Origin of the sequence: Acidiphilium cryptum JF-5, assembly GCF_000016725.1 — a bacterium.
GTDB lineage: Bacteria > Pseudomonadota > Alphaproteobacteria > Acetobacterales > Acetobacteraceae > Acidiphilium > Acidiphilium multivorum.
Genome location: NC_009484.1, coordinates 658362 through 684784 on the forward strand (window position 1 = coordinate 658362; position 26423 = coordinate 684784).

The 26423-nt window shown below is 66.2% G+C and carries 22 protein-coding genes, 1 pseudogene and 1 riboswitch; all 23 genes and pseudogenes read left to right on the forward strand.

Annotation, left to right across the window (positions count from 1 at the left end; all coding sequences use genetic code 11):
* Window positions 1–40: 40 nt before the first annotated feature.
* The 23 genes and pseudogenes from ACRY_RS05375 (at window position 41) to ACRY_RS05480 (ending at window position 26371) form a co-directional block, all read left to right on the forward strand.
* Window positions 41–1216, forward strand: coding sequence for a DUF2125 domain-containing protein (locus ACRY_RS05375; protein WP_011941625.1), 1176 nt, complete (start codon window positions 41–43; stop codon window positions 1214–1216).
* 5 nt (window positions 1217–1221) lie between these two features.
* Window positions 1222–2697, forward strand: coding sequence for an MFS transporter (locus ACRY_RS05380; RefSeq protein ID WP_007424209.1), 1476 nt, complete (start codon window positions 1222–1224; stop codon window positions 2695–2697).
* Window positions 2698–2727: 30 nt separating this feature from the next.
* The gene (locus ACRY_RS05385) at window positions 2728–4467 is read left to right on the forward strand and encodes an ABC transporter ATP-binding protein (RefSeq protein ID WP_007424207.1); all 1740 of its coding nucleotides are present in this window, start codon (window positions 2728–2730) and stop codon (window positions 4465–4467) included.
* A 242-nt stretch (window positions 4468–4709) separates the two neighbouring features.
* Window positions 4710–5321: a hypothetical protein gene (locus ACRY_RS05390; RefSeq protein WP_011941626.1), complete on the forward strand. Its 612-nt coding sequence runs from the start codon at window positions 4710–4712 to the stop codon at window positions 5319–5321.
* Window positions 5322–5515: 194 nt separating this feature from the next.
* Complete coding sequence (locus ACRY_RS05395) at window positions 5516–6658, forward strand: glycosyltransferase (protein WP_011941627.1); 1143 nt, start codon at window positions 5516–5518, stop codon at window positions 6656–6658.
* 5 nt (window positions 6659–6663) lie between these two features.
* On the forward strand, window positions 6664–7434 hold the full coding sequence (gene rfbF, locus ACRY_RS05400) for a glucose-1-phosphate cytidylyltransferase (protein WP_011941628.1): 771 nt from the start codon (window positions 6664–6666) through the stop codon (window positions 7432–7434).
* Window positions 7431–8507 (forward strand): CDP-glucose 4,6-dehydratase, encoded by a 1077-nt coding sequence (gene rfbG / locus ACRY_RS05405; protein WP_011941629.1) that lies wholly within the window; start codon window positions 7431–7433, stop codon window positions 8505–8507. Before rfbF ends, rfbG begins: the two co-directional genes overlap by 4 nt.
* A complete protein-coding gene (locus ACRY_RS05410) occupies window positions 8507–9058 on the forward strand; it encodes a dTDP-4-dehydrorhamnose 3,5-epimerase family protein (RefSeq protein ID WP_011941630.1) in 552 nt (183 codons plus the stop codon). Before rfbG ends, ACRY_RS05410 begins: the two co-directional genes overlap by 1 nt.
* Window positions 9055–10278 (forward strand): class I SAM-dependent methyltransferase, encoded by a 1224-nt coding sequence (locus ACRY_RS05415; RefSeq protein WP_011941631.1) that lies wholly within the window; start codon window positions 9055–9057, stop codon window positions 10276–10278. Before ACRY_RS05410 ends, ACRY_RS05415 begins: the two co-directional genes overlap by 4 nt.
* A 178-nt stretch (window positions 10279–10456) precedes the next feature.
* Window positions 10457–11443 carry a hypothetical protein gene (locus tag ACRY_RS05420; RefSeq protein WP_231295406.1) on the forward strand — a complete coding sequence of 329 codons (987 nt, stop codon included), beginning with the start codon at window positions 10457–10459 and terminating at the stop codon, window positions 11441–11443.
* Window positions 11444–11593: 150 nt separating this feature from the next.
* Window positions 11594–12436 carry an NAD-dependent epimerase/dehydratase family protein gene (locus ACRY_RS05425; RefSeq protein WP_011941633.1) on the forward strand — a complete coding sequence of 281 codons (843 nt, stop codon included), beginning with the start codon at window positions 11594–11596 and terminating at the stop codon, window positions 12434–12436.
* Window positions 12437–12562: 126 nt separating this feature from the next.
* A complete protein-coding gene (locus tag ACRY_RS05430; RefSeq protein WP_011941634.1) occupies window positions 12563–13333 on the forward strand; it encodes a cephalosporin hydroxylase family protein in 771 nt (256 codons plus the stop codon).
* Window positions 13334–13780: 447 nt separating this feature from the next.
* Window positions 13781–14131, forward strand: a pseudogene (locus tag ACRY_RS20165) (hypothetical protein); the annotation flags it as partial.
* A 383-nt stretch (window positions 14132–14514) separates the two neighbouring features.
* A complete protein-coding gene (locus ACRY_RS05435; RefSeq protein ID WP_011941635.1) occupies window positions 14515–16128 on the forward strand; it encodes a methyl-accepting chemotaxis protein in 1614 nt (537 codons plus the stop codon).
* Window positions 16128–16682, forward strand: coding sequence for an SCO family protein (locus ACRY_RS05440; RefSeq protein ID WP_007423979.1), 555 nt, complete (start codon window positions 16128–16130; stop codon window positions 16680–16682). Before ACRY_RS05435 ends, ACRY_RS05440 begins: the two co-directional genes overlap by 1 nt.
* Before the next feature lie 360 nt (window positions 16683–17042).
* Entirely contained in the window at window positions 17043–17780 is a 738-nt protein-coding gene (locus ACRY_RS05445) for a L,D-transpeptidase (RefSeq protein WP_231295407.1), read from the forward strand.
* 48 nt (window positions 17781–17828) lie between these two features.
* Window positions 17829–18650, forward strand: a complete 822-nt coding sequence (locus tag ACRY_RS05450; protein WP_011941637.1) for a Coq4 family protein — start codon at window positions 17829–17831, stop codon at window positions 18648–18650.
* A gap of 209 nt (window positions 18651–18859) precedes the next feature.
* Window positions 18860–18922: riboswitch (Fluoride riboswitch) on the forward strand.
* An 86-nt stretch (window positions 18923–19008) separates the two neighbouring features.
* Window positions 19009–19962, forward strand: coding sequence for a respiratory chain complex I subunit 1 family protein (locus ACRY_RS05455; RefSeq protein ID WP_007421501.1), 954 nt, complete (start codon window positions 19009–19011; stop codon window positions 19960–19962).
* Window positions 19962–20642 carry a hypothetical protein gene (locus ACRY_RS05460; RefSeq protein WP_007421502.1) on the forward strand — a complete coding sequence of 227 codons (681 nt, stop codon included), beginning with the start codon at window positions 19962–19964 and terminating at the stop codon, window positions 20640–20642. Before ACRY_RS05455 ends, ACRY_RS05460 begins: the two co-directional genes overlap by 1 nt.
* A 1-nt stretch (window position 20643) precedes the next feature.
* Window positions 20644–22164, forward strand: coding sequence for a proton-conducting transporter membrane subunit (locus ACRY_RS05465; protein WP_011941638.1), 1521 nt, complete (start codon window positions 20644–20646; stop codon window positions 22162–22164).
* Between the two features lie 2 nt (window positions 22165–22166).
* The gene (locus ACRY_RS05470; protein ID WP_011941639.1) at window positions 22167–23597 is read left to right on the forward strand and encodes an NADH-quinone oxidoreductase subunit D; all 1431 of its coding nucleotides are present in this window, start codon (window positions 22167–22169) and stop codon (window positions 23595–23597) included.
* A gap of 13 nt (window positions 23598–23610) precedes the next feature.
* Window positions 23611–24405, forward strand: a complete 795-nt coding sequence (locus ACRY_RS05475; protein WP_011941640.1) for a 4Fe-4S binding protein — start codon at window positions 23611–23613, stop codon at window positions 24403–24405.
* Window positions 24395–26371 carry a hydrogenase 4 subunit B gene (locus ACRY_RS05480; RefSeq protein ID WP_011941641.1) on the forward strand — a complete coding sequence of 659 codons (1977 nt, stop codon included), beginning with the start codon at window positions 24395–24397 and terminating at the stop codon, window positions 26369–26371. The genes ACRY_RS05475 and ACRY_RS05480 overlap by 11 nt, the downstream gene beginning before the upstream one ends.
* Window positions 26372–26423 lie beyond the last annotated feature (52 nt).

A 26423-nucleotide genomic window follows, 5' to 3' on the forward strand; every position in this document is an offset into this window, starting at 1 on the left:
CCCCCGCTAGACTGGTCCCGCGCACATGAAAGGACGCAAGATGCGGAGGCTTGTCCGTTTTCTCTCCCTCGTCGTCGTGCTCGCCGCCCTGGGCTGGCTCGGCCTGTGGTGGTATGCCGAAAGCCGGCTCGCCCTCGCCGTCGACCAGGCGGCGGCCCGCCTGCACGCGGCCGGCTGGACGGTCAGCCACGGCGCCGTCACGCGCGGCACCTCGCCGTTCGTCGCCGATGTGCGGGTCGCCGATCTCCGCCTGACGCCGCCCGTCGCCGACGGCCCGGCACCGACGCTGGAAATCCCCGCGGTCGATCTCGTGGTGCATCCCGCCGCCCCGCTGACGCTCGATCTCGGTTTCGCCACCGTCTGGCGCATGGCCCTCGAAGGCGGCCCCTCCTTCACCCTGCGCTTCGGCAGCATCGCCGCCGATGACCGGTTCGATCTCGCGGACCTGCTGCACCACGCGCCGGATCCGCTGCGCGCCGGCGCCTTCCACGCGACCGACCTGCGGGTCGACAGCGAGAACACCAATTTCACCCTGGTCAGCATCGCCGCGATCGATGCCAGCGGCACCCGCAATCCGGATGCCGGGCCGGATTCCATGGCCGCCACGCTGCACGAATCGCTGCGTGGCCTCGCGCTCTCGCCGCTCTTCGTCACCCTCGGCAACCTGCCGTTCGGCGGCAAGCTCACCGCGCTCAGCGTCGATCTCGCGCTCTTCGGCCCCGCCGCCGCGCTGCCGGCGCGGCTCACCCTGCCGCCCGGCGCCCGCTGGCTGGCCCCCGGCGCGGCCGCCAACCTCCCGGCGCTGTGGCGGCAGCTCGGCCCGGCGCTGCATCGCTGGGCGCAGGGCGGCGGCCACGGCACCTACGATTTCGGCCTCACGGTCGGCCCGCTCGATGCCCACGGCACGGGCAGCTTCGGCTTCGATGCCGGCACCCAGCCGAAGGGAAGGCTGCATCTCGTCGCCGACGGACTCGGCGCCGCCCTCGGCGCGCTCTCGACGCATTATCCCTCCCTCACCGGCGACATCAGCGCCCTGACCACCGCCGCCGCGCCCTATTTCACCCGCGGGCCGAAGGGCGGCCAGCGCCTCGCGGTCGATTTCGTCCTCGCCCATGGCGCCGTTTCGGCCAACGGCACGAAGCTCACCACGGTCCCGCCGCTGGTCTGGCCCGCATCCCCGCAAGCGGTGCCCGGAAAGGCGGCGCCGAAGGGCTGAGGAGGATGGACACCGAGCCCGAGGACGAAGCCGCCACGCTCAGCCCGAGCCAGATGCGCCTGACCGCGCTGATCGTCGCCACCGCGCTGTTCATGCAGAATCTCGACGGCACGATCGTCGCCACCGCCCTGCCGGCGATGGCGAAGAGCTTCCACGCCGACCCGCTGCACATGAGCCTGGCGCTCACCTCCTACCTGCTGTCGCTCGCGATCTTCATCCCCGCCTCCGGCTGGTTCGCCGACCGCTTCGGCAGCCGCACGGTCTTCCGCGCCGCGATCCTGGTCTTCACCATCGGCTCCATCCTCTGCGGCCTGTCGCAGAGTCTCGGCCAACTCATCGCCGCGCGCATCTTCCAGGGGCTCGGCGGCGCGATGATGGTGCCGGTCGGCCGGCTGCTGCTGCTGAAATCGGTCCGCCGGCGCGACATGATCGCGGCCACCTCCTGGCTCACCATGCCGGCGCTGCTCGGCCCGATCATCGGCCCGCCGCTCGGCGGCTTCATCGTCACCTATCTTTCCTGGCGCTGGACCTTCGACATCAACGTTCCCATCGGCCTGATCGGCATCGTCGCCGTCACCCTCCACGTCCGCGAGGTGAAGGACGCCGAGCACGCCGGCCGGCTCGACATTGCCGGCCTCGTCTGGAGCGGCCTCGCCATGGCGTTGCTGATGTCCGGCTTCGAGACGATCGGCCGCGGACTCATCCCGCTCGGCTGGAGCCTCGGCTGCTTCGCCGCCGGCGCCGTCGCCTCGCTCGCCTACTGGCGCCATGCCCGCCGCCACCCGCACCCGATCCTCGATCTCACGCTGATGCGGATCGACACCTTCGCCAATTCCACCATCGCCGGCAGCTTCTTCCGCGTCCTCGCCGGCGCGATGCCCTTCCTGCTGCCGCTGATGCTCCAGCTCGGCTTCGGCGATTCGGCGGCGAAATCCGGCACCATCACCTTCGCCGCGGCGGTCGGCGCGCTGGCGATGAAGCCGCTCGCCGAGCCGATCCTCCGCCGCCTCGGCTTCCGCGTGGCGATGATGCTGTTCGGCGGCCTCGCCGTGGTCTTCACCGCCGCCTGCGCCGCCTTCCGCCCCGGCTGGCCCGAACTCGCGCTCGATGCCGTGCTGCTGGTCGGCGGCGTGTTCCGCTCCCTCCAGTTCACCGCCCTCAACACCATCGCCTATGCCGACGTGCCGCGCAGCCGCATGAGCGCCGCCACCAGCTTCTACGCCACCTTCCAGCAGATCACCCTCACCCTCGGCATCTCGGTCGCCGCTGGCGCGCTGGAATTCACCACGATCTTCGCCGGCCACGCCGAGCCCTCGATCGCCGATTACGGCTGGGCCTTCCTCATCGTCAGCGCGATCGGCGGACTCTCGGTGCCGGTCTGCGCCAGGCTCTCGCCCGCCGCCGGCGACGATGTCAGCGGCCATCACGCGCCGCCGCCCGCCGGCCCGGCGATTGACGCGAACCCGGCGGCGCGCCAGTAACGGGGCATCGCAAGCGGAAATGGATCTCCCATGATGGAAACCGGCAGCAGCATCGCGCTCGCGCGGCGGCTGTGGCGGCAACATGTCAGCGCCTATCGCGGTCGCGTCGCGCTCATCATCGTCGCCACGCTGATCATGTCGGGCACCACGGCGCTCTACCCCGCGCTGATCGACCGCGCCTTCACCATGTTCGCCCGGCGCGACCCGCGCATCCTCTACCAGGTGCCGCTGATCGTGCTCGCCGTCACCTTGGTCAAGGCGCTCGCCCAGTATGCCCAGACCCTGCTCACCCAGCAGGTCGTGCTCGGCACCATCCGCCGCCTGCAGGTCTCGATGTTCGATCATCTGACCGGCGCCGAACTCGCGCGGATCGACCGCGAGGCTCCCGCGGCGCTCGCCGCCCGCTTCACCACCGACGCCACCGTGATCCGCGAGGCGATGAGCCGCGCCGTGAACGGCATCGCCGATTTCTTCACGCTGATCGGCCTGGTCGGCACCATGCTGTGGATCGACTGGGAACTCAGCCTCATCGCCGCCCTGCTGTATCCGCTCGCCGGCCTGCCGATCCAGAAGATCGGCCGCCGCATCCGCCGCGCCTCGGGGGGCATGCAGGAGCGGATGGGCGAAACCGCCGCCCTGCTCAACGAGAGCTTCGCCCAGGCCCGCACCGTCCGCGCCTATGGCCTCGAGGAAGACGAGCGCCGCCGGGCGGAGCGCGCCTTCGAGCATCTCTACCGCGCCCTGATGCGCATGATCCGCGGCCGCGCCGCGCTCGACCCGGTGCTCGAAGTCCTCGGCGGCCTCGCCATCGCCCTCGTCATCGGGTTCGCCGGCTGGCGGCACGCGGCGGGCGCTTCGGGCATCGGCAATTTCACCGGCTTCGTCGCCGCCCTGCTGATCGCCTCCCGCCCGCTGCGCGCCCTCGGCACGATGAACGCCGCGGTGCAGGAAGGCATGGCCGGGCTCGAACGCGTGTTCCATGTCATCGACGAACCCTCGGTCGTGGCCGACCGGCCCGATGCGGTCGAACTGCCGCCCGGTCCCGGCCGCGTCGAGTTCCGCCATGTCGGCTTCGCCTATCCGGATGGCCGGCCCGGCCTGCGCGATCTCTCCTTCGTCGCCGAACCCGGCCGCACCCTTGCCCTGGTCGGCGCGTCCGGCGCCGGCAAGTCGACGGCGCTTGCCCTGTTGCCCCGGCTCTACGAGGCCGATCGCGGCGCCATCCTGATCGACGGAGCCGACATTTCCGCCGTCTCCCTCGACTCCCTGCGCGGCGCGATCGCCTATGTCGGCCAGGATGCCCTGCTGTTCGACGACACGATCGCCGCCAATATCGCGATGGGCCGCAGGGGCGCCTCGATCGACGAAATCCGCGCCGCGGCCGAGGCGGCGGCGGCCGGCTTCATCGCGGACCTTCCCGAAGGATTCGAAACCCGCGTCGGCGTCAACGGCCAGCGCCTGTCGGGCGGCCAGCGCCAGCGCGTGGCCCTGGCCCGCGCCCTGCTGCGCGACCCGCGGATCCTGCTCCTCGACGAGGCGACCAGCGCGCTCGATGCCGAGAGCGAGGCCGCCGTGCAGCAAGCGCTCGCCCGACTGCGCCGCGGCCGCACCACCATCGTCGTCGCCCACCGCCTCGCCACCGTGCGCGACGCCGACCGCATCGTGGTGATGGCGGATGGCGCGGTGGTCGAGTCCGGCACGCATGAAGACCTCATCGCCGGCGATGGCGCCTTCGCCCGCCTCGTCCGCGCCCAGGCCCTCGCCGGCTAGTGTCCCGAATCTGAAATCCATCGGATTTCAGATTCAAAGTGGACACTGGAAAAAACAATAGTTTAGTGGCCTGCCCCTGAAATTCGTGGGTGAGTTTCAGGGACAAGCAGGCCACTAGCGCCCTTTCCGATCCTTCCGGATCGGACCGGGACGCTCCTGGCTGCGGCAGCAAGACGCATGTGACGTCAGTTCAACTGACAATTTCCTTGCCCACCCGGCGCCATCCATGGTCTCTTCCCCCGGTGACCGCGCCCTCCGCCCCATCCCCCGGTTTTTTGCTCCGCCCCCGCTTCGACGCCTTCATCGAGGCGCTCTGCGCCCATATCGCGGGGGAGGGCGCGAAACGCCGCATCGCCGGGCCGCTCATCATCCTCATCTGGCAGCGCCTCCGCCGCCTCGCCGCCCGCTTCGCCCGCCTCGTCACCACCCCGCCCCGGGCGCGAGCCACCCCGCCCCGGGCGCGCATCACCCGGCCCGCCGGCCGCCCCGGCGCGCCGCACCCGCTCCCGCGCGCCTTCGGCTGGCTCGCCCGCCTCATCCCCGGCACCGCCTCCGTCGCCGCCCCGTTCCGCGCCCTGCTCGACACGCCGGACATGGCCGCCCTCATCGCCGCCACCCCCGAAGCCGGGCGCATCCTCCGCCCGCTCTGCCACACGCTCGGCATCCGCCCGCCCGCACCGCTCCGCCGCCCGCGCCAGCCCCGCCTCGCGCCACCGCCCGAAGCGCCGTCCCCCGAGCTACCCCCACGCCCCGAACCGCCGGCGCACCATCTTGCGCCGCCGCCAAACCCCGCCTGGCCCCGCGCCCCCGGCGCCACCCGCTTCAACCCGCCCCGCCGCAAAAAACCCGCCTGACGCCGCATCGCCCCGCCGCGCCATAAACGTTCCGTATTCAAAATAAAATGCCGGCCCGCCAGCGGTTGCCTTCGTCCATGCCGCCAGCGCTCAGGGTGGTTTGACACGCGAACGGCTTTGCGGACAGGTTCCTGTTTGTCGTGGCGGTACCTGTGGTTAGCTGAATATTAGGAAATTGCCGGTAGACTTCCGGCATGGTTGAAAACAGGCCCACAACCGTCGCGCTATCCTCCGCCGCGCTGGATGCCCCGTGGGAAGACGGCGCGTTCTGGCTGTTTTTTCCCGACTATCGGGGCAGTTCACCATACCAGAGCCTGCTTGCGGAGGCGCTCGCCGGGCGGGCCGACGTGGCGCCGGGTACGATCGGCATGGCGCTCGAGGCGGCGGCACGGCGGCGGACCGTGTTCCATCTGCACTGGGAGGATGCGCTTTACGCCGATGCCGGTGGCGAAAGCGAGGTGGCGGCCACGATTTCGGACGCTCTCGAACGGCTGGCCGCATTCCGCGCCCGCGGCGGGCGGCTGGTCTGGACGGTGCATAATGCGGCGCCGCACGAGGATCGCTTTCCGGCGCTGTCGCTCGGCTTGCGCCAGGGACTCGCGCGGCTTGCGGATGTCGTTCATGTGCATTGCCGGACCGGGGTGGACCTGGCGCTCGGCCTTGGCGCGCCGGCGGAGCGGATCGTCATGGTGCGGCATCCGGATCTCGCCCCCGCCTATCCGGACGACATCACCAATGCCGCCGCGCGCCGCTATTTCGGATTCGCGGACTCGGATATCGTGTTCGCCAATCTCGGGGCCAACCGGGGCTACAAGGATCTCGGCGGGCTGCATGACGGCTTCACGGCGCTGAACGCGCTGATACCGGCGGCCCGCCTCGTGCTGGCAGGGCGCCAGGGCGGCTATTTCGAGCAGCGCTATATTGAGCCAAGGCCGGGCATCCGGCTGATTCCGCGATTCGTCGACGATGCGGTGGTGCAATATGTCGTGCGGGCGGCGGATTTCATGGTGCTGCCCTACCGCCGGATTCTGACCTCGGGTGCGCTTGCCCTCGCTTTCGGATTCGGCCGGCCGGCGATCGTTCCCGATCTGCCGGCGCTGCTCGATGTGGTCCGCCCCGGCGTGGATGCGCTCGTCTATCGCGCCGACGATACGGGGGACCTGCTGCGGGCGATGATCGAGGCGGCCGAACTGCCGGCGGCGGAACGGCTGAGGATGCGCGCGCAGGCGCTGCAGGCGGGGCGGGAGGTCGGTTTCGACAGGCTCGCCGGCGCTCTGCTCGATGCGATCCCGCCGGCGCGAGGCAGATCCGTCCCCGCCGCCATGCGGTGCGGGTGACGATCATGAAGGCGGTCATTCTCGCCGGAGGGCTCGGCACGCGGATCAGCGAGGAATCGTACCTCAAGCCGAAACCGATGATCGAGATCGGCGGCAAGCCGATCCTCTGGCATATCATGAAGATATACGCCCATCATGGCATCAATGATTTCATCATCTGCCTCGGGTACAAGGGATATGTGATCAAGGAATATTTCGCGAATTACTTCCTGCATATGTCCGACGTCACCTTCGACATGCGAAATAACCGGATGCAGGTGCATCACCGCCACGCCGAGCCGTGGCGGGTCACGCTGGTCGATACCGGGGCGGACACGCTCACCGCCGGACGGTTGCGGCGGGTTCGCGAATATCTTGGCAACGACACCTTCTGCCTGACCTACGGCGATGGCGTGACCGACCTCGATCTCGCGGCGCTGCTCGATTTCCATGCCGGGCATGGCAAGCTCGCCACGCTGACCGCGATCCAGCCGCCGGGCCGCTATGGCGCACTCAATCTGGATGACCGGACGGTGCGCAATTTCCAGGAGAAACCAGCCGGCGACGGCGCCTGGATCAATGGCGGGTATTTCGTTCTCGAGCCAGGGGTTTTCGACTATATCGAAAGCGATATGACGCCCTGGGAAGGCGAGCCGTTGGAGCGGCTCGCGACAGACGGAGAATTGATGGCCTACCAGCATTCCGGGTTCTGGCAGGCGATGGATACGCTGCGCGACAAGAACCATCTCGAAAGCCTGTGGATGCGGCACGATCCGCCTTGGAAAGTCTGGGCATGATCCTCTTCGATGATGCCTATCGCGGTCGCCGGGTTCTGGTCACGGGGCACACGGGGTTCAAGGGCAGCTGGCTGAGCATGTGGCTCGCGCGCCTCGGCGCCGATGTCAGCGGGATCGCGCTCGATCCTGACACGTCGCCAAGCCATTGGGATCTGCTTGGGCTCGGGATCGACTCCCGTCGCCTCGACCTGCGTAACGCGGCAGCCCTGCGCGAGGCCGTGCGGGAGGTGCGTCCCGAGGTCGTCTTTCATCTCGCGGCCCAGTCCCTGGTGCGGCGGTCCTATCGCGATCCGCTCGGGACATGGAACACCAATGTCATGGGCACGGCAAATCTGCTCGAGGCCTGCCGTGATGTCGGCGGATTGCGAGCAGTCGTCATCGCGACCTCGGACAAATGTTACCAGAACAACGAATGGTGCTGGGGCTATCGGGAGACCGACCCGCTTGGTGGCAATGATCCCTACAGTGCGTCGAAGGCGGCAACCGAACTGCTGGCGGCGAGTTACCGGCGATCATTCTTCGCTGGCGGCGAGGCGGCGCTCATCGCCACGGCACGGGCGGGCAATGTGATCGGCGGGGGGGACTGGTCGGAGGACCGGCTGGTGCCCGATATCGTGCGCGCCATCGCGGCGGGCGCCGAGGTGCAGATCCGCTCGCCGCGCGCGACACGGCCATGGCAGCATGTGCTTGAGCCGCTCAGCGGGTATCTGCTGCTGGGCGCCCGGCTGCTGCGAGGCGACGACATGTTCGCGACCGCATGGAATTTCGGGCCGGGGCCGGAGGCGAATCTGGAGGTTGCCACGTTTCTCGAAGCCTTTGCCGCCCTTTGGCCCGATCTTCGCTGGCGCGCGGAAGACATGCAGGGGCCGCACGAGGCCGGGCAACTCAACCTCGACAGCGCGCGGGCACGCACCGAACTCGGCTGGCGTCCGGTCTGGGAGATTGGCGAGGCCATCGAACGTACTGTGGCCTGGTACCGGCACCACGCGACCCACGGGTTAGCGTGCAGCGAAAACCAGGTCGATGAATTCGAACAGGATGCCGCGCGCGGCGATGCTGTGTGGTGCCGGTAATGGATATCCGTCAGACGGCGTTGCCCGGCGTGGTGGTTGTCGAGAGCCCGGTCGTCACCGATGCGCGGGGGGCGTTCCAGCGCTGCTTCTGTTCGCGCGATCTTGCACCGTTGCTGGGCACGCGAGAGATCGCGCAGATCAACCGCTCGCTGACAGCGCGCTCAGGCACTGTCCGGGGGTTGCATTTCCAGTTTCCGCCGCATGCCGAAATGAAGCTGATCCGCTGCCTGCGTGGAAGGGTCTGGGACGTCGCGGTCGATCTGCGCGCGGGGTCGCCGCAACTCCTGCGGTGGCACGCCGAGGAACTGTCTGCGGCCAACGGCAGGATGCTGGTGATCCCCGAGGGGGTCGCGCATGGGTTTCAGGCGCTCGAAAATGACAGCGAGTTATTGTATATCCACACCGCGCATTACGCGCATGCGGCCGAAGGAGGCGTGCGCTGCGACGATCCGCAACTTGGCATAGACTGGCCGATGATGGTCGGCGGACTTTCCGATCGCGACCGCGCTCTGCCGATGCTGCCTGCCCTGTTCACGGGATTTCCACAATGATGTGCCGCCACTGCGCCGCCGATCTCGATCAGGGATTTCTCGATCTCGGCTTCGCTCCGCCTTCGAATGCCTATCTGACACCCGAACAGCTGCGGCGACCGGAAATCACGTTGCCACTCAGGCTCTTCGTATGCACCAGGTGCTGGCTGGTCCAGACCGAGGATTTCGCCGCACCGGAAGACCTTTTCGCGGCCGATTACGCCTATTTCTCCTCGACCTCGTCGAGTTGGCTCGACCATGCGCGACATTATGCGCAGATGATCACCAGGCGTCTTGCCCTGGACGGAGACAGCCTTGTCATCGAAGTCGCATCGAACGACGGCTATCTGCTCCGCAATTTCGTTGCAGCCGGCATTCCCTGCCTCGGGATCGAGCCGACGAGGGACACGGCGGAAGCGGCGGAACGCATTGGAATTCCGGTCCTGCGTGCCTTTTTTGGGCGCGGACTCGGCGAACGGCTCGCGGCCGAGGGGCGCCGGGCGGACCTGATCATCGGCAACAACGTCTACGCCCATGTCTCCGACATCAACGATTTCACCGCCGGACTGCAGGCAGCCCTCAAGCCGGACGGGGTCATCACGCTGGAGTTTCCTCATCTCCTGCGGATGATTGCCGGGCGACAATTCGATACCGCCTATCACGAGCATTTCTCCTATCTCTCACTCACCACCGTCGCGCGGATCTTTCACAGCCACGGGCTGCGGATCTGGGATGTCGAGGAACTGCCGACCCACGGGGGAAGTCTGCGGATCTACGGCTGTCACGCCGAGGACGCGCGCCCCGAGGCTGAAAGCGTCGGCCGGATGATGGCGACCGAACGCGCCTTCGGCCTGTTCGAGCGGACAACATATGCGGAATTTCAGGCGATTGCGGACGGTATCAGGAACAATCTGCTGGGCTTTCTGGTCGACGAGCGGCGGCGGTCGACCCGTATCGCTGCATACGGGGCGGCGGCGAAGGGCAACACGCTGCTGAATTTCGCCGGCATACGACCGAATCTTCTCCCCTATGTCGTTGATGCTGCGGAATCGAAGCAGGGGAAATTCCTGCCGGGAAGCCACCTGCCTGTGGTCCCGCCGGCGGCCCTGCGCGAGCGACGACCGGATATTGTCCTCATCCTGCCGTGGAACATCGCGGATGAGATCGTCGAGCGTCACAGCTATGTTCGCGACTGGGGAGGACGATTCGCCGTGGCGGTGCCGGAGATCGCATTTCTATGACTGTCCTTTCGAACAGGATCCGTGGGGGTGACGGAGGGCCGGTGCTGTTGCGGATCTGCGCGATGGCGGGTCGAGTACCGTGCGGCGACGGCCGTGGCATGATCGTCCCTGCACATCTGGCGGCTTCCAGAAGGATGGTGACCACGCCATGCGGGGAGAGCGAAGGGAAGTGGGCGATATGAGTTGCGAGGATGGGCTGACACTGATTCTGCCGACGAGAGGGGAGCGGGATATTTCAGCCTGGATCGAATATCACGTCGATCTCCTGGCCGGTGAGTATGGCGACGACTTTTCCATCATCGTCGCCAGTGAAATCGAACCTGGCTACCGGCGCGCGCTCGAAAACAGGTTCGTCAGGCATTTTCGACTGGAGGAGTGTTTCTTCCGGAGAATCGAGCGGGCGCTCGACATGACCACGACAAGGAATTTCGTATTGGTCGCGGACGACGACTTCCTGTTGAGTCTCGACCGACGTGAAATCGAGGACATGCCCGACGACGTGATCTCCATCAGTCCGAAGACGCTACGTTCGACAGGCACGACGGTTAATGAACTGATCGAGAACATCCATACGGTTGCGATATCGTCGCATTTCGAGTTCTGCCACGATACGAAGGAAGAGCGGCTTGTTCGTTATCTCTCGGCGCCGTTGCCGTCGGACAACAGCATTTTTTACGGAATATTCAATAAAGATAAATATAGGACTGTACTTAGTAAACATATGCCATTCATGGCCTGTCTTTTTCCTGCCTGTGATTGGACTTTCGTTGCCGCACTCATGGCTGAATACAAATTCAGATCATCGGAAACCTCAGTACTATTGCGCGATACGACGAACGTCCTCGATCTCATCGCCCGCGAGCTACGGGACATCAAGACGATGCCCTTCCAGGCATTCATGCCATGGGCAAAGGCAATTCCGCTACACCTGAGCTTGTCTTATATCCGTGATGTCATCGCACCGGACCTTCTTCCGTTGTTATCCAAAGAAATCGTGCGGCTTAATATGGAACGATATGATGGTCTTGTGTACGCGAATCTATTGGATCCGGAAGTAGGCCTGAATCGAGATGATATTGCAGATGTCGTCAATAATTCGAAGTGGTTGAACTCGGAGGGATGTGTCATGTTTCAGAATTTGTTCAATCAGACGATGACATTGTGAGCTTCGAATATCCAGCTGGGCTGCTTTTGTGAAGACGCAAATACTGGAGGTCGGGCTTGGGTCTCCTGTTACAGGATCGGGACGACCGGAAAATGTGGCGTTCAGCAGGGCGTGGATTGTGCAGTCCGATGAGGGGGGCGGAATTTTCTGATGGCTCGGATTCTGCTGACGGGTGCGACAGGTTTTGTTGGCAGGGCGGCGGCTCAGGTCCTGAAAGCACGGGGGAACGATCTTCGCTGTGTGGTGCGGACCGGGACCGTGGGGCGCCTGGTTGGGCTCGGAATTAGTGATGAAGTGGTGGAGACGCCGGATCTTTTTGCCGAAACTTCTGAATGGTGGTCCGAAGTGGCTGCCGAGACTGACATTGTCCTGCACGCGGCTTGGTATGCGGAGCCGGGGAAATACCTGACGTCCGGGAAGAATGTCGACTGCCTCGCAGGCACCCTGCGCATAGCCCAGGGAGTCGCACGTGCGGGAGTAGGGCGATTTGTCGGCGTCGGAACATGCTTCGAATACGATCTTTCCCCTGGCTATCTCACACATATGACGCCATTGGACCCGACGACGCCATACGCGGCTGCCAAGGCCGCAGCCTATTTGACGTTGCGCGAGTGGCTGCCAAGACAGGGAGTTTCGTTTCTTTGGGCACGACTTTTCTATCTTTACGGGCCCGGGGAGGATGAACGACGGCTGGTGTCTCATCTTCACCGACAGTTGGCCCTCGGCAAGCCGGTGGAATTGACGAGGGGAGAGCAGGTGCGCGACTTCATGGATGTGCGTGAGGCGGCGCGTCTGCTGGTCGACGAACTTGAGAGTACGCGTATCGGGGCAGTTAACATATCGAGTGGGCAAGGAATTACGGTGCGCGCGCTGGCGGAGAGTATCGCTGACATCTACGACCGCAGAGATCTCCTGCATTTTGGCGCCCGTCCGGAAAACTTGACCGACCCGCCATTGGTCGTCGGCTTGCGCGACTCCGGGGCGGAGGCGTGAGGGGCGCGGTTGCCATCGGAGGCTGCCACCTTCCGAAATATTGGCGACGAAGACAGGGGAGTTTTGCAATCGTGCGGAGGTCGGAGTGGTGGAGTGGAGCAGATGCATTAATGTCGAGATATCGCCATGAGTGATTTCAAATCCGAGATTCCCGATCGCGTTGCAGCGATGCAAGCCAATGGGCGTCTGCCCGCGGCGGCGGTTGAATTTCTCCGCGCCTCGGTGCCTTGCCAATATTCGTATAATTTTCATTGGCTGGGGCGACCGATCATCCAGTACCCGACCGACGTGATCGCGATGCAAGAGTTGATCTGGGAGGTAAAGCCTGACCTAATTGTCGAGTGCGGTATCGCTCATGGGGGGTCCCTCATCTTCTCAGCGTCGATGCTGGCGCTTCTGGATATGTGTGAGGCGATCGAGGCAGGCGAGCCACTGGAGCCGGCTGTATCCCGCAGGAAAGTCCTCGGTATCGATATCGACATTCGCGCCCATAATCGGACGGCCATCGATGCGCATCCGATGCGATCGCGGATCGAGATGATCGAGGGATCATCGATTTCGGCGGACGTGATTGCCGAGGTGGGCCGCATCGCGTCGGCGCATCGGAATGTTCTCGTGTGCCTCGACAGCAATCACACCCACGACCATGTCTATGCCGAGCTTGAGGCCTATGCATCGCTCGTTTCCGTCGGTAGTTACTGCGTGGTTTTTGATACACTGATCGAGGATATGGAACCGGACGCCTATCCTGACCGGCCTTGGGGGGTGGGTAATAATCCGAAGACCGCTGTCCATGCCTACCTAAAGAACCATCCCGAGTTCCAGATTGATAAATTGATCCCCGACAAGCTTATGATTACTGTTGCCCATGATGGTTGGCTCAGACGCACATGTTGATGATCCTGGTAGCGAGTTTTGTCGGGCAATGATCTGAATATCACAAGGTCGCATGGTGTGTCTTTGTTCAAATCGGGTTTGAATGTGATGCGATTATCAGATTTTGACGGCTGGAAGCGTAATCATCGAGTGGGCCGATTGTAGTCAAGTTTTTGCTGGTGAGTTTAAATCGCTTGATAAATATTTTTATGGCCTGCGGCACATGAGCATCAACGCCGTGTTTCAATGCTAACGGCTTGTTGCGTGTCAAACGGAACTGAATTGGAATCGGGGCTCGGCGTGGAATAGGGGCTCTGGCGCGATGTTGGTCGGGCCTGGTTCACATTAGACCGATGAGATGTGCTTGGAGCAAGCCGAGCTCTCCGATGCCGTACATCTCCCACTTTGCAGGCTCGAGCTTGGTGATCTGGCCATCCGCCGGATGGTTACGGATGGTGAAGGGACCGCCCGGCATTGCGAGCTTCGCGGGGCCGCAGGCCGTTCGTGGCACTCGTTTACGCCCATGCCGGATATGCCGGTGATCGCGTTGCCTCCGCAAGTCCAATCACGATCGCCACGGTGTGCAAACCCAAGGACTAAGGCGGCTTCGCCGTCCAAGCTTGGCGGTTGGTCGGTGAACGCTACTTCGCACCTATCAATCGGAACGGTCGGCTTGCCAAGGACTTCGAGGCAACCGTCACCTTAGCCGAAATCCCCCTCTATGCCGCCTCCGTCATGCTCCTTGCCCGAGGGTTTGCTCGTTGCATGTCCGAGTCGGAACAGAATGTAACACACGGAAATTTTGGCCCTTTTACCTAACGTTAAAATGGTTGGCTCTATCAGATTGACGGAGTTATTTATCGAAACAAGTAGATAATATTTATGGCTTCTCGTCTGATTCAATGGCTTCCCGGGCTCGGACTTATGGTGATTTCGGCGCTGGCGTGTATCTGGCTGGAACTAAGGCCTGTGCCGGGTAGTCGTACGGTCGCGCTTCTGTATCCGCCGTGGTGGACCACAACACAGATCTTTCTTGCCGCCATGAAGGCGGGGTCTGTGGTCCGGTTTGGGCTGTCCAAGAATATCGTCGTCCTCGCACCCGCGTCTGGCGGGATGGCGCCTCTTTCAACCGGTGCGTGGGCCGTATTCGATTCGCGTTATCTCGGCGGGTGTTCGGTCATCCCCGTGAAGGACACTCGGTCATGACTGACAAGATCAGTACCTTGCGCCTTTCCGTCAGCCGCCTTCTGGTCATCTGGATGTGGGCGAATGCCGGCGCTGCAGCTCTCACCGGATATCTCTCGGACAATGGCTTGATTGAGCCGCTGATCATGGGCATCGTGCTTGCCGGCATCTGCCACATTTGCTGGAAAGTGGCGCCATTGGGCAAGTCCTCGCGCCTGACGACCGCGGTCGCATTCGTTGCGGTCATTTCGGTGATGGTTGCGGCCGCGCGAGGCAGCGAAATGCAGATTGATCTGCACATGTACTATTTTGCAGCCCTTGCTGTCATTGCGGCCAGCTGCGACCGCGACGCAATCATCATGGCGACGGGTGCTGTCGCGGTTCATCACCTCTTGTTGAACTTTATCGCTCCGGCTTTGGTGTTTCCTGACGGTGCGGATTTCCGGCGGGTTATTCTGCATGCCTCGATCCTCGTCGCCGAAGCGGCTTCGCTCATACTGATGTCAAATTCGATTAATGCCCTGTTCGAGGACAGCGAAAACAGCGTCAGACGGGCCGAATTGGCCTCGCAGGAAGCTGAACGAGCAGGACGGGAGGCACTGGATGAACGTTCTGCCCGCGCAACCGAACAGGCGGCGCAGGCAAGAGCCCGCGAGCAGGAGGCCGCACGGCTTCAGGACGTTGTCGATGCGCTGGCCGGCGGATTATCCGGCCTTGCGCACGGCAAGCTGAACGAGAGGCTGACTGATGCGTTTCCTTCCGAATACGATGTCCTGCGTCGTGACTTCAACTCTGCGGCGCAGCAGTTGAATGACGTGATTCGTGACCTGGTGGTTCAGGCGGGAACGGTCGAAAGTGGCTCAGCAGAGATTGCCACTGCCGTGGAAGACATGGCGCGGCGGACCGAACGGCAGGCCGCTTCGCTTGAGGAAACTGCGGCGACGGTCGCCGAAGTTTCGCAGGGGCTCAGCCGGACTCTGGATGACGTGGTGAGCACGCGCGATCTGGCCGGCAAGGCGCATGAAATGACCCGTGCGTCAAGCGAAGTCGTGAATGAGGCGATGACAGCGATGGGACGGATCGATGAATCGTCCCGGCAGATCGCGCAAATTATCGGTGTGATCAACGACATCGCCTTCCAGACCAACTTGCTGGCATTGAATGCCGGTGTGGAGGCCGCACGCGCAGGCGATGCGGGACGGGGCTTCGCGGTGGTCGCTTCGGAAGTACGCGCTCTTGCCCAACTGACCTCCGATGCCGCCAAGGAAATCAGGGAGCTGATCGCCACGGCCGAAACCCAGGTCAGATCAGGTGTTGAATCCGTCGACAGAACCGGTGCCGTGCTGGCGAGCCTGGCGTCGCAGGTCAACGACATCGACAAAATGGTCCGGCGGATCAGCGATACCGCGAACGAACAGGCCTCGTCACTGAAAATGGTCAGCCAGGCCGTCGGCGACATGGATCAGGTAACGCAGCAGAATGCCGCTATGGTGGAAGAGGCGAACGCCGCGGCCAATAGCCTTCTTGCTGAGGCGCGGCATATGATGACACTTCAGCAACGCTTCGTTGTCGACGATGCCGCGGCTCCCCCATCGCGGTATCGGCCGGCGGCAGCGAAGGAAATGGCCTGATGCCTGGCCGTCGGGCGCTTCTTGCCGGACTGGCTGGTTGGCCCGCCGCCTGCATCGCGGCACCGCCGCCGGCTTTCAGATTCGCCCTGCAGGACGGCGCCGGGAAGGTGGTGACGCAGGCGCGGTTCCGTGGGCGATATCTGCTGGTGGTCTTCGGCTATACGAAATGCACAGATCGTTGCCCGACAACCTTGACGCACCTCGCGCGGGCGCTGGAAATGGCAGATCCGCGCAACAGGATTTTCGATGCGGTCTTCATCACGGTGGATCCCCGGCATGATCGTCCGAAGGCCGCGGCGCATTACGCCTCTTTGTTTTCTCCCCGTATTGAAGGCCTTGGCGGGAGCAAACGGCAGGTAAACGAAGCGATCGCAGCATTCCATGTGTATGTGGCCTGGCCGAACGGACCGAATGGGCAGCCGACCCATGGCGGCCTGATCTATCTCCTGTCGCCGTCGGGGCAACTGGCAACCGTGCTGCCCGACGGGCTTTCCGCCGATGCGCTCGCCAGCGCGCTGCGGCGATATCCGGTTCCGAAGCCCGGCAGGGAGTGAACCCTGGTCGATGCCATGATCTGATCCGCTGCCGTCCGTCTCCGAGAGGTCGTTCATCGTCCTGACCGCACCTCGGCCGCCACCAGGTGCGCCAGCCCGTGACGCCCCCGGTTGGTCTCAACACCATGTTGCTCTCGGACAGGGATGGAACGCCCGCTTTTGCGATCATCCGCAAGGGGCGTGCCGGGCATTTGTTCGCGCCTACCCGCCGGCTGAACTTGATGTGGCCGGCGGAGATGCCGATCTCCCACAAGTTGTGGTGATTCCGTAGGGTTTCGGGGCGAGGTGATGAGGCTTCGGGCGATCGGATATGGACTGGCAGTTGCGCTGGCGCTGGGATCCGCCGGAAGCGCGTTGGCGGTGCCCGCGCGGCGGAGTGGGGGGCCGGAAGCGGCGGCGGGCGAGGCGCGGGTCGCGGAACGGCGGTTACCGGCGCGGGTTCGGCGCGACCTTGCGGCGCTGCGCGCGCGGTGGCGGCGGCGGGCCTTCGCGGCCGACTGGCGCCGGCTGGCGCGGCGGTATCCGGCGCCGGGCGATCGGGATTTCATCGTCGTCGACATCGCGCGCGAGCGGCTCGACCTGTTTCGCGACGGGCGGTATCGCGCCGGCTGGCGGGTTTCGACCTCCCGCTTCGGGGTCGGCCAGCGCCGCGGCAGCGACCGGACGCCGGTTGGGGTATTTCGCGTCGTCGGCGAACTCGGGCGGGGCGGGCCGGCGGACCAGGTCCTGAATGCCGCAGGGCCAACGGGCCGGTTCGCGAAGCCGGTCCTCGCGCCGGGTCACCTTGCCGCGAGCCGGCTGATCGTCGGGCGAATCCTGCTGCTCGAGGGTTTGCAGCCGGGCTGGAACCAGGGCGGCGATGTCGACACGCTGGCGCGCGATATCTTCATCCACGGGACGGCCAATGTCGGCATGCTCGGCCGGCCGGCATCGCGGGGGTGCGTGCAGATGGCGCCCGGCGCGGTCATTCGCCTCGCGCGGATGATCCTGCCGGGCGCGCTGGTGATGATCACGCGGGGGGTGGGCGGCCTGCGCCGCATTCCCGGCCCCAGCACGGGGCCAGGCAATCTTGATTTTTCAGAAATTGCTAAAAAATGATAATGAGCGTTTCAAAGTTAACACCAGCCCCGTTCGCGGAGGACAAGCATGACCGCCAGCATCATCGGGCCCGAGGATATCGACGCCGTTCTGGCGACCGTTCCGCGGCAGCGCATCCGGCCGCTCGATGCGATGCGCGCGCTGATCCGCCTGGCCCGCGACCCGGAGGACACCCAGCAGGTGGCGCTGATGGGCATCGCGCTGGCCGGGCGTTCGCAGCGCCGGGTGTTCCGCCGCTTCGTGTCGTTTCCCGCCGGGCAGGCGGTGATCCGCGAGAAGCGGTCGCTCGCCCGCACGCTCGATGATCACGACTACCTGCGTACCCTGAAGCCGAATTCGCTCGGGCGGCACTATCTCGCCTTCATGGAGCGCGAGGGGCTGTCCGCGCGCGGCCTGATCGAGGCGACGCCGGCGGTGACCCGGAAGCTCAGCGAACTGCCCGAGCCGATCAGGCTCTTTTCCAGCTACACGTCGCGCGACATGCATGATCTCTATCATGTCCTCACAGGCTATGGCCGCGACGAACTGGGCGAGGTCTGTGTGCTCGCGGTGAGTTACGAGCAGCTTCGCATCCGCGCCTTCCGCCTGATCAGCACGACCGGCCCGTTCGTGGTGCGGCGCTATCTGCGCAAGGCCGGGCTCGACGGCGATGGTGTGTTCGCCGCCGTGCGCGAGGCGCGGCGGATCGGGCGCGCGGCGGCGTGGATCCCGAGCCTCGATATCGAGGCGCTGCTGGCCGAGGATCTCGACGAACTGCGCGCCCGGCTCAACCTCGCCGAACCGGTGGCCTATCGCGCGGTGATCGCCCGCATCCGAACGGCGACGGGCTGGAACAGCGGGCCGTTCTCCGCGCTGGCGCGGACGGTCTGATTTCTGATCCGCCGGCGCTGGCGCGGCCTCCCGCGGAAGCGGTCGGTGCGCAGCCGACCGGGCTGATCGCGGATCCGCCACATTGATGACGGTGCGTTGCGGTAGAGGACAGGCCAAGAGATCGCGCCGTCCGGCCCCCCTGTGCTTCGGCCTCGACGATTCCGATTGACAGGCGTGGGCGGACAGGCGAGGGTTGGATTGTATCGCATTCCGATGCCGGTGATGGAGTTCACCGTGTAACCGCCCGTGGGGCCGATGACTCCTGTTCATATCCGCTACAGCGGAAGAGGACGGGTGCCATGGTGCGTATTGGCCGGAACTGCCTTCATTCAGCCCGACGGAACCATCGGTTGCGCTCATGACCGTGCGCGACGCCATTCTGCAGGCCTGCCAGGTGGCGTTCACGATCGCGGCGGCGCCGTTCATCCAGGGGTGCATCGTCCAGTTCGAGGAGCGGATCCAGCGCGGGCACGGCCCGGGGGTGCTGCAGCCCTACCGGGATCTGTGGAAACTGTTCCACAAGGACATCGTCGTGCCGGAGACCGCCTCGTGGCTGTTCTGGGTGACGCCCGTCGTCGCCTTCACCTGCATGATGACGGTGCCGATCCTCATTCCGGTGCTGACAAACTATCCGCTGCCGCTCTCGAACATGGGGGACATTCTCGGCGGCGGGCTGATCCTGACGCTCGGCTCCTTCATGATCACCCTGGCCGGGCTCGATACCGGCAGTGCCTATGGCGGGATCGGGTCCAGCCGCGCGGCGGTCATCGGCATTCTCGCGGAGCCGACGCTGATCCTCGTTTTCGTCGGCATCACCCTGTTCGCGCGGTCGATGCTGCCCTTCGTGGTGAACCACCTGCTGGTGGCGAGCCCGGCGGTCTATCTCGGTCCCGCGCATCTGTTCCTGGTCGCCGCGTTCTTCATCCTGCTGACGGTCGAGACCGACAGGCTGCCGATCCATTCCAGCACGCATATCGAGGTCTACATGATCGAGGAGGCGCGCGTGCTCGAATATGCCGGCCCGCTGCACGCCCTGCTCAAATGGGCGTCGATGATGAAGCAGTTCATCCTCTACACGATCTTCTGCAACGTGCTGACGATGCCGTGGTTCCTCTCCACGCGCGGGCTGGCGCCGGGCGTGCTCGGCAGCGCCGCCGGCGTGATCGTGAAATTCGTCATCGTCGCCTGTGCCATCGTGACGGTCGACACGATCCAGGCGCGGTTGCGCTTCTACCGCTATCAGGAACCGCTCGCGGTTTCGTTCCTGCTGGCGGTCCTCGCCATCATCGGCACGCAGATCGGACTCGGGTGATGCACGGGTTTCACGCGACGCCGGTCGAAGCCTCGCTGTTCGGCGTTCTCGCCATCGCGAGCCTGCTGCTTGCCTTCGTCATGCTCGGCTCGCGCTGGCTGCGGCATTACCTCATCGCCTTCGCCGCGGAATCGTGGGCGATCGCGCTGCTCTCGGCGGCGGTCGGGTATATCGACCATTATCCCGAACTCTATGTCATCGCGCTGCTGACCCTGGCGTTCCGGGGAACGCTGCTGCCCTACCTGCTGCTCCGCATCATCCGGCGGCTGACGATCGAGCGGGAACTCGAGCCGCTGCTGCGACCGGGGTCGAGTCTGGTGCTGGGCGCCGGCGCCGTCGTGTTCTCGCTCGTCGTCGCCGCGCGGATGACGCAGGCGCTGCACCTGACGGCCGAGGTCGTCGTGCTGGCGCTGACGGTCATGCTGTCGATGAAGCTGATCGGCTATCTGATGCTCGCGGTGCGGCACGAGGCGGTCAGTCACGTTCTCGGGCTGCTGGTCCTCGAGAACGGCATTTTCCTCGGCACGCAGATTCTCGTGCCCGGCATGCCGATGCTGCTCGAACTCGTGATCCTGTTCGACCTGCTCATCGTCGTCGTCTGCTTCGGCGTGCTGGTGCGTTATCTCGTCGGGCAGGTCGGCAGCACGAGTGCCTTGCAACTGCGGCGGCTGGTGGGCTGAGATGACCGGGATCGCGACATCGGTCCTGATCGGCGCGCCGGCACTCGCGGTGCTGGCGATGCTGGCCGCGCCGCGGCCGCGTCTCGCGGAGCGGCTCAACCTCGCCGCGGCCGGGCTCTGCTTCATCGCCGCGGTCGCGATGACGGTTTCCGCCCCTGCCGCCGGCGCCCGCTATCTCGGGCGCTACCTGATCGTCGATCCGCTCGGCGCCTGGATCATCCTGTGCGCCGCGGTGGTCTATCTGCTCGCCTCGATCCATGCCTGCGGCTACATGCGGATGCCGGGAGAGGAAGCGCGGCTGCCGCGGTTCTACCAGCTCTTCGCCCTGTTCGCGCTGACCATCTTCATCGCGCCGCTGATGAACAATCCCGGGCTTTACTGGATCGCGATCGAGATGACGACCGTGGTCAGCACCTTCCTCGTCGCGTTCGAGCAGGCGGCGGAGGCGATCGAGGCAGGGTGGAAATACATCATCATCGTCTCGGCCGGGATCACGCTGGCGCTTCTTGGCACGGTGATCTTCTACTGGGCCGGGACGTTCAGCCTGGGGCCGACCTACGACATGACCTGGCGCGTCCTGCGGCATGCCGCGCCGCACATGGACCGCGCGCTGCTCGTGCTCGGGTTCCTGCTCGTGCTGGTGGGCTACGGCACCAAGGTCGGGCTGGCGCCGATGCACACCTGGCTGCCGGATGCGCACAGCGAGGGGCCGGCGCCGGTCTCGGCGATGCTCTCCGGCGCGCTGCTGAACGCGGCGATGGCGGGCATCGTGCGCTATCTCGCGGTGCTGCACCGGGCCGGGCTGTTCATGCTGCCCGACCAGATCCTTGCGGTGTTCGGCACCGCCTCGCTCCTGGTGGCGGCGCTGTTCATCGTGCGCCAGCGCGGGGTGAAGCGGCTGATGGCGTATTCCAGCGTCGAGCACATGGGCATCGTCGCCCTCGGCTTCGGTTTCGGCGGGCCGTTCGGCGTCGCGGGCGCGATGTATCACATGCTCAACCACAGCCTGAACAAGTCGCTGATGTTCTTCGGCGCCGGCAACGCGATGCGCAGTTTCGGCACCCGGTCGATGACGCGGATCCGCGACTATGCGCGCCACTTTCCGGTCGCCGCAGCACTCTGGCTGGCCGGTGCCGTCGCGATCACCGGCGCGCCGCCCTTCGGCCTGTTCGCCAGCGAGCTGACCATCCTGCGCGCCGGTTTCCGCGGCGCCGGGCTCTGGGCGGCGATCGTGATGCTGGTTCTGCTGATCCTGATCTTCATCGGCTTCCTCGATCATTTTCGCGTCATGTATTTCGAGCCGGCCGGGGATGACGCGCCGAGGCCGGCGCGGCTCGGGGCCTGGACCGTCGCGCCGATGTGGCTCGCGCTGATCCCGTTGCTGGTGCTGGGCCTGTGGTGGCCGCGCGCGATGTGGCGCGATTTCCAGACGGTCGAACAGGTGATCGAGCGTCCGGCCGCCGCGCCGGCGCCTGCCGCGCGCGCCTCGGCCCGCATGCCGGATGCGCGGAGGGCGTCGTGAACATGCCGTCGAGGCGCGGCATGGACCCCTCGTCCATCGAGGCCGCGGCCGGCGCGCTGCGCGCTGCGGGGGGCCGGATGATCATGGTCTATGCGGCCCCGGAGGCTGACGGGCGGCAGACGCTGCGCTACGTGTCGTCGCGCCCGGGGATCGCCGGCTTCGAGGTCTGGAGCGTTCCGGCCGGGGGAACGGTGCCGAGCATCGCCACGATCTGGCCGCTGCTGGGATGGTACGAGCGGGAGACGGCCGATCATCGCGGCATCGCCTTCAGCGGGCAGCCGGAGCCGTTTTCGCTGATCGCGCCGCTGCGAGCCGATGAGGAGGCGGATCTGCGCCGGCTGCCGGGGCTGTCCGGCGATGCCGTGCAGGTGCTGCCGTTCGGGCCGGTGCGGGCCGGCGTGGTCGAATCGGCCGAGTTCAGCTTCTTCTATGTCGGCGAGGCGATCCTGCATTACGTGCCGCATCTGTTCCTCAAGCATCGCGGCATGGAAGACCGCTTCGTCGACCAGACGCCGGAGACCGGGCTCGTGCTGGCCGAGCGCGTTTCGGGGGTCGGCAGCGTGGCGCATGCCCTTGCCTATGCGCAGGCGATGGAGGCCGCCGCGCAGGTGGCCGTTCCCGGCCGCGCGCGCTACCAGCGGGTGATCGTCGCCGAGCTCGAGCGGCTTTACAATCATCTTCATTATCTCGGCCATCTTGCCGATACGACGACGCTGAAGGTGGCCCACGCCGAAGGCGCGCTGCTTGCCGAGCGGGTCAAGCAGATCGGCGCCCGGGTGACGGGCAGCCGGTTCCTGCGCGGCGTGATCGCGCCGGGCGGGCTGCGGCGGGAGCTGCGCGTCGAGGGTCTTGCCGGGGCGCTCGATGCCCTGCGCGCGCCGATCCGCCGCTACATCGCGCGGCTGGACGCCTCGGAAAGCCATTTCGACCGGCTGGCGACGACCGGCGTGCTGCCCCGCGAGGTGGCGTTCGACCAGGGCGCGACCGGGCCGGTTGCCCGTGCCTCCGGCCTCGACCGCGACCTGCGGCGCGACCATGCCTATGCCGCCTACGACGATCCCGACCTCGCCCTCGCCGTCGCCACCGGGACCGACGGCGATGCCCACGCCCGTGCTCGCGTGCGGATCGCCGAGATCGAGAATGCGCTGCTGATGATCGTGCGCGCCATCGCGCTGACGCCCGGCGGCGCAATCCGGGTCGCCTGCGCGCCGGCGGCCGGCGCCGAGGCAATGGGCTGGGCGGAATCGCCGCGCGGCACGCTGATCTATGCCGTGCATGTCGGGCCCGACGGGCGGCTCGCGCGGGTCAAGATCAAGTCGCCCTCCTTCTCCAACTGGCGGGTGTTTCCCTACACCGTGCACGGCACGAACATGATGGACTACGCGATCAACGAGGCGAGTTTCGGCCTGACCATCGCCGGATGCGCGCGATGAGGGGGAGGTGCGGATGGCACTCTGGACGCTGATCGGCCTGCTTGAGGGATCCGCGACCACGTCGTGGCCGCTGAAGCCGGGGCCGGACGGCCAGGATGGCGTGGTCGGGATGCCGCGGCTCGACCCTGGGCGCTGCGAGGCGGGATGCGAGGTATGCGCGGCATCCTGCCCGACCGGGGCGATCGGTCTCGCCGGCGCGCGGATCGCGCTCGATTACGGGCGCTGCGTCGTCTGCCAGCGTTGCGTCGAAACCTGCCCGACCGGCGCGCTGGCCGAGAGCAGGGACTGGGCGTTCGGCGCGCGGACGCGCGACGATCTCAGGACCGGCATCGAAGCCGCCGGCATGGCGGCGCTGGCCGCGGCGGATGGTCCGGGGCGCGGCTTCCGGCGCAGCCTGCATGTGCGGCATGTCGATGCCGGCTCCTGCAATGGCTGCGAATCCGAGCTGCAGGCCCTGAACAACCCGTTCTACAACCTGCACCGTCTGGGCATCTTCTTCACGCCCTCGCCGCGCTTCGCCGATCTGCTGCTGGTGACCGGCCCGGTCACCCGGGCGATGCTGGAGCCGCTGCGCCGCACCTGGGAGGCGATGCCGGCGCCGCGCTGGGTCATGGCCAGCGGCACATGCGCGGTATCCGGCGGCATCGCGCCGGGCGGGCCGTGCCTGTCCGGCCTCGAGGAGGCGCTGCCGGTCGACCTGTACCTGCCGGGGTGCCCGCCCAATCCGGCGGCGATCATCGAGGCGCTGCTGATGTTCCTCGGGCGCCGGGCGCAACGCGTGCGCGGAGGACGGATCGATGGCGAATGACCTGATCGGCCTCGCCACCCTGTTCTGGCTGGTCGCCGGCCTCATCGCGCTGGCGGGCAGGGGGGTCGTGCTCGGCCGCGGGCTGGCCGGGCTGGGCTGCCTTGCCGGCATGATCGCCGCGATCCTGGCGCTGCCGGGGGCCAGTCCGCCGGTGGCGCTGCCCGTCTTCCGCATCGCCGACGAAGGCTCCGGCTTCACGCTCTCCCCGGCCGCGCTCTGGCTGTTCGGCTTCGGGCTGGCGCCGGCGATGCTGGCGGCCTGGCTCGGCTCGCCGGGGCGGGGCGGGCGGTTCTGGCTGTTCGGACTGTCGATGAGCCTGATCGGCGCGCTCGGCGTCTTCGGGGTGACGCAGGGAGCCGCATTCCTCGTCGCCTGGGAGGTCATGAGCCTGGGCGGCGCGGCGATGATCCTTGGCGAACGGCTGGCCGAAGGGGCGGGAAGCCGCGCGCTGTTCATGCTCGGCCTGCTCGAGGTGGGGGCCGTGGCGCTGCTCGCGGCGGTTCTGGTCCTGGGGACTGCGTCCGGCTCCCTGGGCTTCGCGGGGTTCGCCGGGGCCTGGCGCGGGGCGGCGCTCTATGGTCCGGCGATCGCCGGCGGGCTCCTGCTCGTCGGGTTCGGCGCCAAGCTCGGGCTGCTGCCGTTCTACGAATGGTTTCCGGGCGCCTATGGGGCGGGCTCGGGCGCGACCGGGGCGGTGCTGTCCGGCGTCGTGCTCAACGCGGCGTTCTTCGGCCTGGCGCGAGGCCTGCTGGTCTGGCTGCCGGGCGGGGTGGACGAGGGGTTCGGCATCGCGCTGTGCGCCATCGGCGTGATCAGCGCGATCCTCACCACGCTCTACGCCTTCCAGCAGGAGGACTGGCGGGCGCTGCTCGCCTTCTCCTCGGCGGAGAACGCGTCGGTGGCGGTGACCGCACTCGGCGCTTCGCTGCTGTTCGAGGCGGGGCACCTGCCGCTGTTCGCCGGGCTGGCGTTCACGGTCGCGCTGCTGCATCTCGCCGCCCATGCGCTCGCCAAGGGAGCGCTGTTTCTCGCCGCGGATGGCGTGTTCGCCGCCACCGGCGGCTACGCCATCCGGCAGGACGGCGTGCTGCGCGCGAACACGCCCCCGTTCGGCATGGGGGCGCTGTTCGCCGCGATGAGCCTGGCGGCGATGCCGCCCCAGGCCGGGTTCGTCTCGGAATGGTTCATGTTCCAGACCGTGTTCCAGGGGTTCCACCTGCCGGGATTGGCGGAGCGCCTCACGCTTGTGCTGACCGGCGCGGGGCTTGCGCTGACGGCGGCGATCGCCTTCGCCACCTTCGTCAAGCTGTTCGGCGTCGGCCTGCAGGGGCGCGCGGCAGACGGCGGCGCGCGGCTTCCCGCGCGGCATCAATCCGCGGTCGGCGCGCTCGGCCTGGCCGTGCTCGCGCTGGCCGTGGGCATGCCGGTCTGGCTCGGCGCGCTTGCCCGCGCCTGGCCCGCGCACGACGCCATCGACGCCGCGGCGCACATGACCGACGGATGGATCCTGGTGCCGCTGAGCGCCGGCTTCGCCTTCATCTCGCCGTCGAAGCTGGTCATCGTGATGCCGCTGCTGGCCCTGGTGCCGGTGGCGGCGATCCTGCTGTGCAGACGCCGGCCCGCGCGGCGCGTTCCCGTCTGGTATGGCGGCTCGCCGCGCCTCGACCGGCGAAATGCGACCACGGCCCTGACCTTCTCGAATTCGCTCAGGACGTTCTACAGCTTCGTCTATCGTCCGCGCGCGGAAACCGGCGTGGAAACCAGCCTGTCGCCGTATTTCGTGAAGCATCTGCGTTTCGAGCACGATGTTGCCCCGATCTTCGGCCCCGCCCTGTTCGGCCCGGTGGTGCGGCTGGTGCATGGCCTCGCCCGGCGGGGCCGGGTTTTGCAGTCCGGCTCCCTCAATCTCTATCTCGGCATCATCGGCCTGTTGCTCGTCGCCATTCTCGTTGTCGCCCTGTTCTGACCGGCGGCTCGCACGATCGGGAGGATGTCATTTCTTGCTGACAGGGCCGGCG

What these genes read in the sequence shown, in the direction of transcription:
- ACRY_RS05375 (WP_011941625.1), top strand. Translation starts at nt 41, where the DNA reads ATGCGGAGGCTTGTCCGTTTTCTCTCCCTCGTCGTCGTGCTCGCCGCC.
- ACRY_RS05380 (WP_007424209.1), top strand. Translation starts at nt 1,222, where the DNA reads ATGGACACCGAGCCCGAGGACGAAGCCGCCACGCTCAGCCCGAGCCAG.
- ACRY_RS05385 (WP_007424207.1), top strand. Translation starts at nt 2,728, where the DNA reads ATGATGGAAACCGGCAGCAGCATCGCGCTCGCGCGGCGGCTGTGGCGG.
- ACRY_RS05395 (WP_011941627.1), top strand. Translation starts at nt 5,516, where the DNA reads ATGGTTGAAAACAGGCCCACAACCGTCGCGCTATCCTCCGCCGCGCTG.
- rfbF (WP_011941628.1), top strand. Translation starts at nt 6,664, where the DNA reads ATGAAGGCGGTCATTCTCGCCGGAGGGCTCGGCACGCGGATCAGCGAG.
- rfbG (WP_011941629.1), top strand. Translation starts at nt 7,431, where the DNA reads ATGATCCTCTTCGATGATGCCTATCGCGGTCGCCGGGTTCTGGTCACG.
- ACRY_RS05410 (WP_011941630.1), top strand. Translation starts at nt 8,507, where the DNA reads ATGGATATCCGTCAGACGGCGTTGCCCGGCGTGGTGGTTGTCGAGAGC.
- ACRY_RS05415 (WP_011941631.1), top strand. Translation starts at nt 9,055, where the DNA reads ATGATGTGCCGCCACTGCGCCGCCGATCTCGATCAGGGATTTCTCGAT.
- ACRY_RS05420 (WP_231295406.1), top strand. Translation starts at nt 10,457, where the DNA reads ATGAGTTGCGAGGATGGGCTGACACTGATTCTGCCGACGAGAGGGGAG.
- ACRY_RS05425 (WP_011941633.1), top strand. Translation starts at nt 11,594, where the DNA reads ATGGCTCGGATTCTGCTGACGGGTGCGACAGGTTTTGTTGGCAGGGCG.
- ACRY_RS05430 (WP_011941634.1), top strand. Translation starts at nt 12,563, where the DNA reads ATGAGTGATTTCAAATCCGAGATTCCCGATCGCGTTGCAGCGATGCAA.
- ACRY_RS05435 (WP_011941635.1), top strand. Translation starts at nt 14,515, where the DNA reads ATGACTGACAAGATCAGTACCTTGCGCCTTTCCGTCAGCCGCCTTCTG.
- ACRY_RS05440 (WP_007423979.1), top strand. Translation starts at nt 16,128, where the DNA reads ATGCCTGGCCGTCGGGCGCTTCTTGCCGGACTGGCTGGTTGGCCCGCC.
- ACRY_RS05450 (WP_011941637.1), top strand. Translation starts at nt 17,829, where the DNA reads ATGACCGCCAGCATCATCGGGCCCGAGGATATCGACGCCGTTCTGGCG.
- ACRY_RS05455 (WP_007421501.1), top strand. Translation starts at nt 19,009, where the DNA reads ATGACCGTGCGCGACGCCATTCTGCAGGCCTGCCAGGTGGCGTTCACG.
- ACRY_RS05460 (WP_007421502.1), top strand. Translation starts at nt 19,962, where the DNA reads ATGCACGGGTTTCACGCGACGCCGGTCGAAGCCTCGCTGTTCGGCGTT.
- ACRY_RS05465 (WP_011941638.1), top strand. Translation starts at nt 20,644, where the DNA reads ATGACCGGGATCGCGACATCGGTCCTGATCGGCGCGCCGGCACTCGCG.
- ACRY_RS05470 (WP_011941639.1), top strand. Translation starts at nt 22,167, where the DNA reads ATGCCGTCGAGGCGCGGCATGGACCCCTCGTCCATCGAGGCCGCGGCC.
- ACRY_RS05475 (WP_011941640.1), top strand. Translation starts at nt 23,611, where the DNA reads ATGGCACTCTGGACGCTGATCGGCCTGCTTGAGGGATCCGCGACCACG.
- ACRY_RS05480 (WP_011941641.1), top strand. Translation starts at nt 24,395, where the DNA reads ATGGCGAATGACCTGATCGGCCTCGCCACCCTGTTCTGGCTGGTCGCC.